This window comes from Embleya scabrispora DSM 41855 (assembly GCF_000372745.1).
GTDB classification, from domain to species: Bacteria; Actinomycetota; Actinomycetes; order Streptomycetales; family Streptomycetaceae; genus Embleya; species Embleya scabrispora.
The window spans coordinates 1-10322 of sequence record NZ_KB889593.1 but is presented as its reverse complement, the minus strand read 5'-3'; the positions used below and the strand labels follow the sequence as shown (position 1 = coordinate 10322).

The 10322-nt window shown below is 71.3% G+C and carries 8 protein-coding genes; 2 read left to right on the top strand and 6 right to left on the bottom strand.

The features are described from left to right. The first annotated feature begins 179 nt into the window (after window positions 1–179). The gene (locus A3IC_RS0109405; protein ID WP_020549806.1) at window positions 180–1244 is read left to right on the top strand and encodes a M48 family metallopeptidase; all 1065 of its coding nucleotides are present in this window, start codon (window positions 180–182) and stop codon (window positions 1242–1244) included. A 7-nt stretch (window positions 1245–1251) separates the two neighbouring features. Here A3IC_RS0109405 and A3IC_RS53380 read toward each other — a convergent pair whose 3' ends face one another. The 3 genes from A3IC_RS53380 to A3IC_RS0109390 all read right to left on the bottom strand — a co-directional run bounded on the left by A3IC_RS53380 (window position 1252) and on the right by A3IC_RS0109390 (window position 4395). Beyond that, window positions 1252–2301 (bottom strand): SCO2583 family membrane protein, encoded by a 1050-nt coding sequence (locus A3IC_RS53380; RefSeq protein ID WP_158695867.1) that lies wholly within the window; start codon window positions 2299–2301, stop codon window positions 1252–1254. A 62-nt stretch (window positions 2302–2363) separates the two neighbouring features. Next, window positions 2364–3029: an SCO2584 family spore wall biosynthesis protein gene (locus A3IC_RS53375; RefSeq protein ID WP_079026339.1), complete on the bottom strand. Its 666-nt coding sequence runs from the start codon at window positions 3027–3029 to the stop codon at window positions 2364–2366. 103 nt (window positions 3030–3132) lie between these two features. Beyond that, on the bottom strand, window positions 3133–4395 hold the full coding sequence (locus A3IC_RS0109390; protein ID WP_020549802.1) for a glutamate-5-semialdehyde dehydrogenase: 1263 nt from the start codon (window positions 4393–4395) through the stop codon (window positions 3133–3135). 126 nt (window positions 4396–4521) lie between these two features. Here A3IC_RS0109390 and A3IC_RS0109385 point away from each other — a divergent pair, with 126 nt between their 5' ends. Beyond that, window positions 4522–6072, top strand: a complete 1551-nt coding sequence (locus tag A3IC_RS0109385; RefSeq protein ID WP_026218058.1) for a fatty acyl-CoA synthetase — start codon at window positions 4522–4524, stop codon at window positions 6070–6072. 259 nt (window positions 6073–6331) lie between these two features. Here the strand turns inward: A3IC_RS0109385 and A3IC_RS0109380 are convergent, their stop codons facing one another. The 3 genes from A3IC_RS0109380 to A3IC_RS53370 all read right to left on the bottom strand — a co-directional run bounded on the left by A3IC_RS0109380 (window position 6332) and on the right by A3IC_RS53370 (window position 10285). Beyond that, window positions 6332–8071 (bottom strand): ABC transporter ATP-binding protein, encoded by a 1740-nt coding sequence (locus tag A3IC_RS0109380; protein WP_020549800.1) that lies wholly within the window; start codon window positions 8069–8071, stop codon window positions 6332–6334. Beyond that, window positions 8068–9831 (bottom strand): ABC transporter transmembrane domain-containing protein, encoded by a 1764-nt coding sequence (locus tag A3IC_RS0109375; protein ID WP_020549799.1) that lies wholly within the window; start codon window positions 9829–9831, stop codon window positions 8068–8070. Before A3IC_RS0109375 ends, A3IC_RS0109380 begins: the two co-directional genes overlap by 4 nt. 196 nt (window positions 9832–10027) lie before the next feature. Next, window positions 10028–10285 carry an FG-GAP repeat domain-containing protein gene (locus tag A3IC_RS53370; protein ID WP_425387323.1) on the bottom strand — a complete coding sequence of 86 codons (258 nt, stop codon included), beginning with the start codon at window positions 10283–10285 and terminating at the stop codon, window positions 10028–10030. Window positions 10286–10322: the final 37 nt, after the last annotated feature.

Below are 10322 nucleotides of genomic sequence, written 5' to 3'. Positions count from 1 at the left end.
CTTGGACGGTGTGACCCGGAGCGAAGCGGAGGGACACACCGTCCCGAGCGAGGGGCCGCTTTTTCTTGGAGGAGCGAAGCGGGGGAAAGAAAAAGTGGTGCCTCGCGAGCCGGCGCCGAAGGCGCCCAACAAACAAGCCTAATCTGGAACCGGATTCGTCGAGGGCAAGGGGGAACGGCATGCCGAACGACAAGACGATCGGAACCTTCGAGGGGCGCAGGCGATTTCCCGGGATCTCCTCCCGGGCGTACGAACATCCCGCCGACCGCACCGCACTGGTGGCGATGCGCCGCCTGAGCGGGTTCGACACGGTACTCAAGCAGATGTCGGGCATGGTGTCCGAACGAGCCATCCGGCTCGCCTTCCTCGCGGGCTCGGTGCGCGCGAGTGAACAACAGTTCCGCCGGTTGCACGAGATGGTCCGCGAGTCCGCGTACATCCTGGACATGCCTGTCGTACCCGAGCTGTACGTCACCATGGACCCGCAGCCGAACGCGATGGCGATCGGCATGGACAGGCCGTTCATCGTGGTCACCTCGGGCCTGGTCGAGTTGCTCGACGACGACGAGATGCGCACGGTGATCGGGCACGAGACCGGGCACATCCTGTCCGGGCACGCGGTCTACCGCACGATGTTGCTGATCCTGACCCGGTTCGCCTCCGCGCTGTCCGGGATCCCGCTCGGTTCGCTGGGCGTGCACGCGATCATCACCGCGCTCCAGGAGTGGTTCCGCAAGTCCGAACTGTCCTGCGACCGCGCCGGTCTGCTGATCGGGCAGGACCCCGAGGTGTCGATGCGCGCCCTGATGAAGGTGGCGGGCGGCTCGCAGTTGCACGAGATGAGCACGGACGCGTTCCTGGAGCAGGCCGCCGAATACGAGGGTGCCGGCGATCTGCGCGACAGCGTGCTCAAGTTGATGAACCTGCTCGGGCGTTCGCACCCGTACCCGGTGGTCCGGGTGGCCGAACTGCGCAAGTGGGCCGAAGGCGGGGAGTACGCGCGGATCATCGCGGGCGAGTATCCGCGCCGCGAGGACGACCCCAACGCATCGGTGCGCGAGGAGGCCAAGGCATCGGCGAGTGCCTACCGCGAATCGGTACGCACCACCACGGACCCGCTGTTCGGGCTGCTCCGCGACCTCGCCGACGGCGCGGCGGACGCGGGCGGCAAGCTCCGCGACCGGTTCGCCGGGCGCCGCGACGAACCCGGGGCGACCTCGACGAACAACGGCGGCGGCGCCTGACCGATCATCAGGGCAGGCCCGCCAACCGGGCGCACGTGCCGGTCGGAGCCGAGCGGAACGGATCCACCTGCTCGGCCGCCGGTGGCGCGTCGCTCGGTGCCGGGCCGGTGAAGGCCGGCCGGAACCAGGCCGAGGAGTCCACGTCGCACGCCTGCGGCCCGGCCACGGTCAGGATCCGGCGGACCTGGAGCAGGCCGTCGTGCAGCGTCGCCGGGTCCACCCGGAAGTCCCACACCCGGTGCAGCACGAATCGGGTCCAGCCCGGCCCGCCGACCTGGGCGACCGCGTACACGAACACCACGTCGGCGGTGACCACGAGGTCCGCGCGCGCGAACTCGGCGACCGCGAGCGTGCCCGCGACCCTGATCGGCACGTCCAGGACCTTGACCGCGGCCGGATCGAATCGGGTGATCCACCCGGTGGGCGCCGACACGTCGTCGTCACGCGGAGCGATCAGCGCCGCTTCGAGTTGGTCGCGCTGCTCCGATCGCAACAGCGGCAGCGCGGACCAGGGTCGGCCGCCCGCGAGCACGGCCGGGTCGAGTTGGGTGCCGACCACGAACTCGCGCACCAGGTCCAGGGCTTGGCCGATCTGGGTGGCCGAGAAGTGCGCGGTCGCACGGCGCTCGCCCACGACGATCCCGGCGGCGCCCTGTGCCCAGCCGGCGGCCGGACCGCCCGCCATCGGATCGGCGGGCAGCGCACCCGTCACATGGCCCGCCGGCGGCAGCAGCGAGACCCGGTGCAGCACCGCCGGGCCGATCGCCAGGCGCGGCCCGGGCGCGGCGGCCCGCCGCGCGCCCAGATAGCTCGCGCCGCCGATCACCAGCAACACGAGTAACGCGCCCAGCGCGCCGCGCAGCGTGCGCACCCGCACGCCGAACAGCCGACGGTGCCGATGCGGACGCTTGCCCCCGTGCAGCCGTTCCCGCGCCGACGGCTCGTGCAGTCCCGCCGCGCGCACGAAGGTCGCGTCGAATACGACGGCGCTGAACTCGTCCTCGCCGTCGGGCCCACCCCGGTTCGGGCCTTCGGGGGGCACTCCCCGTCCGGACATACACCCAGCCTAAGTCGCCTGCGAGCGGGTGGATATGCACCCGGGCAAGGGGTTGCGGCCGGTCAGCCGGGCCCCGAACGGGCCGACCCGGGCAGCGACGGCACCGGCGCGGATCCGTCCGTCGACCCGGAGTCCCCGGGCGGGACGGTGATCCGCACCTGGGACGTGTCCTGCCCGGGCAGCGGCGCGAACACCGGGTTGTTGTCGGTCGTCGCGCTCCGCCCCGACCCCACCGAGGGCTGCCGGGGCGTGGTGGGTCCCTGGGATGATCCGCTGCGGTAGAACGCGGTCACCGCAATCGCCACCACGCCGATGCCCATCAGCAGCGCCAGCACCCAGGCCACCCCGCGTCGCCAGCGGGTGGACCGTGCGGACCGGTTCCACGGCTCGCTCGCGAACCAGGTGGGCACGTCCGCCGACAGCGGCGTGTGCTCGTGCCCGGGCACGGTCCGGGCCCGCCATGGGTCCTCGCCGTCCGCCGGATACGTCCCGTCGTCGAACCAGTCGGAACGATCGGCCTGTTCGGCCTTCTTGTCGGTCCGCTCGGGCGCGGCCGGGGTGGGCGTCGGCGCAGCATCGATCGCCGCACCACGCTCGTTCGCCGAGGGCTCGTGCACGCGGGCGGCGCGCACGAACGACTCGTCGAAAACGACGGAGGAGAGCTCATCCTCCGAGAACTCGGGAAAGTCTGGGCCGTCCGGGAACTCTGGCCCTGGTGATTCGGGCACTCCTAGACAGTATTACCGCAGGCGCCCGGATGGGTACCGATTCCGCGCACCGGTCGGGCACCCGACCACGATCCGAGCCGATTCCGGGCCCGGAGATCCCGGATCAGGAACGCACGTGACCGTCGCCGGTGACCACGTACTTCGTGCTGGTCAGCTCGGGCAGACCCATCGGCCCCCGCGCGTGCAGCTTCTGCGTCGAGATGCCGATCTCCGCGCCGAAGCCGAACTGGCCGCCGTCGGTGAACCGGGTCGACGCGTTGACCATGACGGCGGTCGAGTCCACCAGGCTGACGAACTCGCGAGCCGCGGCCTGCGACGTGGTCACGATCGCCTCGGTGTGGCCGGAGCTGTGCCGACGGATGTGCGCGACCGCGTCGTGCAGCGAGGGCACCACGGCGGCGGCGATGTCGTAGGAGAGGTATTCGGTGTCCCAGTCGGCGTCCGTGGCGGGCACCACGTCGGCCGAGAACGCCTGCACCGCGGCGTCGCCGTGCACGGTCACGCCCGCGTCCTTCAGGGCGGCCAGCGCGAGCGGCACGAAGGCGTCCGCCACGTCCCGGTGCACCAGCAGCGTCTCGGCGGAGTTGCACACGCTGACCCGATGCGCCTTGGAGTTGACCAGGATGTTCACCGCCATCGCAAGGTCGGTCTGCGCGTCGACGTAGACGTGGCAGTTGCCGACGCCGGTCTCGATCACCGGCACCGTCGAGCCCTCGACCACGGTGCGAATCAGGCCTGCACCGCCGCGCGGGATCAGCACGTCCACCAGGCCGCGCGCGGTCATCAGCTCCTTCACCGAGTCGTGCGTCTCGCCCGGCACCAGCTGGATCGCGTCGGCGGGCAGGCCGGCCGCGACGATCGCGTCGCGCATCACCGCGACGATCGCGGTGTTCGAGCGGTAGGCGGACGAGGAGCCGCGCAGCAGCACCGCATTGCCCGACTTCAGGCACAGCGCGGCGCCGTCCACCGTGACGTTGGGACGGGCCTCGTAGATGATCCCGACCACGCCGAGCGGCACCCGCACCTGGCGCAGCTCCAGACCGTTGGGCAGCGTCGAGCCGCGCAGCACCTCGCCGACCGGGTCCGGCAGGCCGACCACGTCGCGCACGTCCGAGGCGATCGCGGCGATCCGCTCGTCGGTCAGGGTCAGCCGGTCGATCATCGCCTCGCCGGTGCCGTTGGCCCGGGCCCGCTCGACGTCCTCGGTGTTGGCGATCACGATCTCGGCCGAACGGGCCACGAGTGCGTCGGCGAGCGCGAGCAGCGCGTCGTCCTTGGCCCGGCGGGTCAGTGGCGCGAGGACGGCGGCGGCCTCCCGGGCGCGACGGGCGGTGTCGAGGACTGCGGAGGCTTCGCTGCTGGTCATGGGGAAAGCCTACCTAGGCGGATCGGTGATCAACGCAAAGATTTCAGCGGTCGAGACGCTTCCCCCAGGCGGCCGTGCCGGACACAATGACGCCTCCATGTGCTGCACAGAGGCAAGGAGCCATCCGTGACCGCTGTACAGGCCCGCCGGCACGGCGTCGCCGACCTGCTCGCGCGCACCGCCGCCCGGCTGCCGAACCGGCTCGCGATCGTGGCCGGCGAGCTGCGGCAGACCTTCGCCGAGTTCGACACCACGGTCTCGGCCGCGGCCGGCGCGCTCGCCGCGCGCGGCATCGGCAAGGGCGACCGGGTCGTGCTGCTGTCCCGCAATTCGCACGGCTTCGCGGTGGCCTACTTCGCGCTGGCCCGGCTCGGCGCGATCTCCGTCCCGGTCAACTTCATGCTCACCGCGCCCGAGGTGGGCTACGTCCTGGAGCACGCGGGCGCCCGCGCCGTCCTGGCCGGTCCCGAGCTGACCGACACCGCCGACGCCGCGCTGGCCGGCCGCGAGGCGCTGCGCGTGGTGTTCGGCCCGGCCGCCCCGGGCTGGGAACCGTTCGCGGCGCTGCTCGCCGAGGGCGGCCCGGTGCCCGATCTCGACCTGGACGACGACGATCCGGTGCAGATCATGTACACCTCCGGCACCGAGTCCCGGCCCAAGGGCGCGGTGATGACCAGCCGCAACCTGATCGCGCAGTACGCGACCGCGATCATCGACGGCGGGATGGCCGCCGACGACGTGGAGATCCACGCGCTGCCGCTGTACCACTGCGCGCAGCTGCACTGCTTCCTGACGCCGGACGTCTACCTGGGCGCGACCTCGATCATCCTGCCCGCGCCGGACCCGGCCACGCTGCTCGCCACCGTCGAGCGCGAAAGGGTGAGCAAGTTGTTCTGCCCGCCGACCGTGTGGATCGCGCTGCTGCGCCACCCCGACTTCGACACGCGGGACCTGTCCAGTCTGCGCAAGGGCTACTACGGCGCCGCCGCGATGCCGGTCGAGGTGCTGGCGGAACTGCGCCGCCGGCTACCGCAGTTGCGGCTGTACAACTTCTACGGCCAGACCGAGATGTCCCCGGTCGCCACCATCCTGGGCCCGGACGAGCAGGAGCGGAAGGCCGGTTCGGCCGGACGCGCGGGCCTGAACGTACAGACCATCGTGGTCGACGAGCAGGATCGGCCGGTGCCGCCCGGCGTGGTCGGCGAGATCGTGCACCGGGGCCCGCACACGATGCTGGGCTACTGGAACGACCCCGAGCGCACCGCCGAGGCGTTCCGCGGCGGCTGGTTCCACAGCGGCGACCTCGGGGTGCTCGACGACGAGGGCTACCTCTCGGTGGTGGACCGCAAGAAAGACATGGTCAAGACCGGCGGCGAGAACGTCGCGGGCCGCGAGGTCGAGGAGATCATCCACGCCCACCCCGCCGTCGCCGAGGCCGCCGTCTTCGGCGTCCCACACCCGTACTGGATCGAGGCCGTCACTGCGGTGGTCGTCCCCAAGCCCGGAGAAAAGATCACCCAGGAACAACTCATCGAACACTGCCGATCCCACCTCGCTGGCTTCAAGGTCCCCAAGTACGTGGTCCTCGCCGACGCACTCCCCAAAAACCCGAGCGGCAAAATCCTCAAACGCCAACTCCGAGAAGAACACGCGTCCCTGGCCACCCAAAATCCCTGAGCCCCCACCTCGGCCAAGAACGCCAGCCAACAGCCCGGCCGGCGCATGAGGCCACTCAGCCCGGCCGGCGCTTGAGGCCAACCCAGCCAAATCAACGCCCACCGTCAGCCGAAACCAATCAAGCCCGGCCGGCGTTTGAGGCCACTCAGCCCGGCCGGCGCTTGAGGCCACTCAGCCCCGCCGGCGCTTGAGGCGAACCCAGCCCGGCCGGCGCATGAGGCCACTCAGCCCCGCCGGCGCTTGAGGCCAACACAACGGCTCACCCATGCCAAGACCGCCAAAGCGCAGCATACGCACCGGAGGTCGCAATCAACTCTCGGTGACTGCCCAGCTCGGTGATCCGCCCGTCCTCCACCACCGCAACCCGATCCGCGTCATGCGCCGTATACAACCGGTGCGCGATCGCAATCACCGTCCGCCCCGAGATCACCGCACCCAACGACCGCTCCAGATGCCGAGCCGCCCGCGGATCGATCAGCGAGGTGGCCTCGTCCAGCACGAGCGTGTGCGGATCGGCCAGCACCAGCCGGGCCAGCGCCAACTGTTGCGCCTGCGGCGCGGTCAACTCGTACCCCTTGGGCCCCACTTCGGTATCCACCCCGGCCGGCAGCGCCGCCACCCAGTCCGCGTCGACCGCGCGCAGCGCACCCCGCACCTCGTCGTCGGAGGCGTCCTCGCGGGCCAGCAGCAGGTTGTCCCGCAACGTGCCCCGGAAGACGTGGTGCTCCTGCGTCACCAACGCGACCCGGCCGCGCAGCTCGTCCAGCGGCAGACCGACCAGTGGCACCCCGCCCACCGACACGCTCCCGGAGGTGGGCGCATTGACCCCGGCCAACAGCCGCCCCAGCGTGGACTTCCCGGCCCCGCTGGGCCCCACCACGGCGATCCGCTCCCCCGGCCGGATGGTCAGATCGATACCGTGCAGCACCTCGCGACCCGCCGCATAGGCGAACCGCACGTCCCGCACGGTCAACGTCTCGTCCACCGGCTCGGCGTCGGTCGGTTCGCGATCGGAGGGCACATCGGCCACACCCAGCAGCCGGGCCAGCGAGGCCGCCGAGATCTGCACCTCGTCCAGCCAGTTCAACAACTCGTCCATCGGACCGATGATCAACTGCACGTACAACACCGCGGTCGCCACCTCGCCGAGCGTGGCCCATCCGTGCAGATAGGCCCACCCGCCGAAGGCCGTGGTGGCCACCACCGGCAGCATGTAGCCGAAGTCGACCGACGGGAACCAGATCGTGCGCAACCACAGCGTGTACCGCTCGGCCGCGTACGCCTGCGCGACGTCCTCGTCGCCACGCCGCCGGCGCCGGTCGGCCAGCCGCAGCGCCTCGACCGTGCGTGCCCCCTCGACCGTCTCCGCGAGCGAGTCGGTCACCTGCGCCCACGCCGCGTTCTCGCGCAGGTAGCCGGCCGGCGCGCGGCGCAGGTACCAGTACGTGATCGGGATCAACAGCGGCAGCGTGATCAGCAGCGGCAACGCGAGCAGCGGATTGAGCAGCAGCAGCCCCGCGAAGGTGAGCACGATCGTCACCGCGGCGACCAACACGGACGGCACCGCCCGCCGGGCCGCCCGGGACATCGCGGCCACGTCGCGGTTCGCGCGCCCGAGCAGGTCGCCGGAACCGGCCCGCTCGACGGTGGACAGTGGCAGGTCCAGGATCCGATCCACGAACTCCTCGCGAACCTGCGCGAGCAGCCCCTCGCCCAGCCGCGCGGCGGCCACCGCGGCCTGCCGCACGAGCAGCGCCTGGAGCAACAGCGCGCCGGCGATGCTTAGGCCGAGCAGGTCGATCGTGCGGGTCGGGCTGTCCGCGCGGACCTTCTCGATCAACACCCCGAGCAACCGCGGCGCGACCAGGCCGGCCACCGCGGCGAGCGCGTAGAACAGGACGGTCAGGATCAGATCGCGACGCCGCTCGCGCAACAGTCGCACGGCATGCCGGCCGACCTCGGCGGCCGGCGCGATCGGTAGCAGTTCCCGCGCGCTCACGCGCTCTCCTCGCCCTCGTCGCCCTCGTCGCCCTGAGCGCCCCAGGCGTCCTGAGCATCCCGGGCGTCCTCGTCGACCCGGGTGACCAGCGCGGCGTACCGCGGCTCGGTCGCCAACAGTTCGCGGTGCGAACCGACCGCCATGACCTTGCCGTCCTCGACGTAGGCGACCTCGTCCATGGTGTCCAGCACGAGCGGACTCGTGGTGGCGACCACCGTGGTGCTACCTCGGCGATGTGCCGCGAGCCGGGCGGCGATCCGCGCCTCGGTGTGCGCGTCCACCGCGCTGGTGGGTTCGATCAGCACCAGCGTCTGCGGTTCGGCGAGCAACAACCGCACCAGGCGCAGGCGTTGCACCTGGCCGCCGGAGAACTCCCGGCCGCGCGCCGCGATCTCGGTGTCCAGTCCCTGATCCAGCGCGTCGATCACGTCGTCGGCGCAGGCCACCTCGACCGCCGTCGCCAGATCACCCGTTCCGCCGTCGCCCGGCGTCAGTTCGCGGCGCAGCGGCCCGGCGAACAACCCGGCGTCGTGATGCCCGACCAGGATTCGCGTCCGCACGTCGGCCAGCGCGAGGTCGGCGAGCGGCACGTCGGCATAGAGCACGTCGGCCTCCTCGTAGCGACCGAGCCGATCGGCCAGCGCAGGTGCGTCCTGCGGGTCCTCACAGGCGATCCCGAGCAGCACGCCGGGTCGGACCAACAGGCCCGAGCTCCGGTCCACCAGGTCTCCCGGCGGCGGCCACGCGACCGGTTCGGCGGAGTCCGTCACGCCCGGTTCCAGGGCGAGCACGCGCGTCACCCGCCGGGCCGCGACAAGGCCGCGCACCACCCGGTCGGCGAACTCGGTGAGGGTGGACAGCGGCACGGTCAAGAACGCCGCGTAGCCGTAGAAGGACACCATCTGACCGACCGTCAACCGACCGTCCAGGGCGAACCGGGCGGCCAGCCAGCTGCCGAATGCGACGAAGAAGCCGGGCACCAGGAACTGTGCGGCCTCCAGCAGGGATTCGACCCGGGCGGTACGCACGCCGGCCACCCGCAGCTGTTGCGACTCGCGCCGGTAACGGGCGCCGAACGTCCGCTCGCCACCGATCCCGCGCAGCACCCGCAGGCCGGAGGCGATGTCCACGGCCCGATCGGCCAGACCGGTCTGCAGGTCGCGGTAGGCGTTCTGGCGTCGATGCAGCGGACGCAGCAGCAGCGAGACCAGGCCCATCAGCAGTGGCACGCCGATCAGTACGAGCAGGCCCAGCGGCACCGACATGTTCAGCAGCACCACCGCGACCACGGCGAGCGTGACGATCGACGCGCAGCCGCGGGCGGTGATGTCGAGCGTCGAGCCGATCGCGTCCACGTCCGAGGTGCCCACGCCGACCACCTCGCCGGAAGCGATCCGGCGCTGCAGGGCGGCACCGAGCCGGGAGGCGTGCCGGGTCACCAGCTGGATCGTACGAAACGCGCCGTCCAGGAAGTTGGCGACCGCGTTGCGGTGTCGCATGGTCCCGGTGAAGCCGATCAGAACGGCGATGCCCAGCAGCGCGCCGGACCACGCGAGCAGTCCCTGCTCGTCGCGCGCCTCGATCGCGTCGATCGCGCGGCCGACCGCGGCGGGCATCAGGGCCTGCGCGACCATCCACACCGACGCCCACAGGATGCCCATCAGGATCGTGCGGCGGCTGCGAACGGCGAGCCAGGTCAGGTATCGGCCCGCCGACCGGATATCGGGATCGCCGGGGTCGGCAACGGGAAACGTACGCATTGTCATGCGACGCTAACGCGCGAGAGTTTTTCGGGCCACGGATTATTTCACCGGACACTCACGCTCGCACGGGGCCCGCCGCCGGGCGCCCGTGTCCCCGACGGGCGCCGGCTCGATGGCGGCATCGAACAGCCGGCACGGGACGACGAGTGTCCGTCCCGTGCCGGCTGCCGATCACATTTTTGGCGCTTCGCTACTACTTCTTCCAGGTGTTGTCGACCCACATGCGGGTGGAGCTGTTGATCGCGCCGTTGCCCTGGCCGCGATAGAGGTTGAGCGATCCCTCTTCCCAGATGGAGGTNAGATCCGTGTGTCCGTCGCCGTTGAAGTCGCCGGCGTTGATCCGGAGCGAGCCCTTCCAGGACTTGTCCGGCCACATCGGGACGGAGTCCCGGAGGGTGCCGTTTCCGTTCCCCGGATAGCGGGCCAGCGTGCCGTCGCTCCAGACGGACACGAGATCGACCCGACCGTCACCGTCGAAGTCCCCGGCC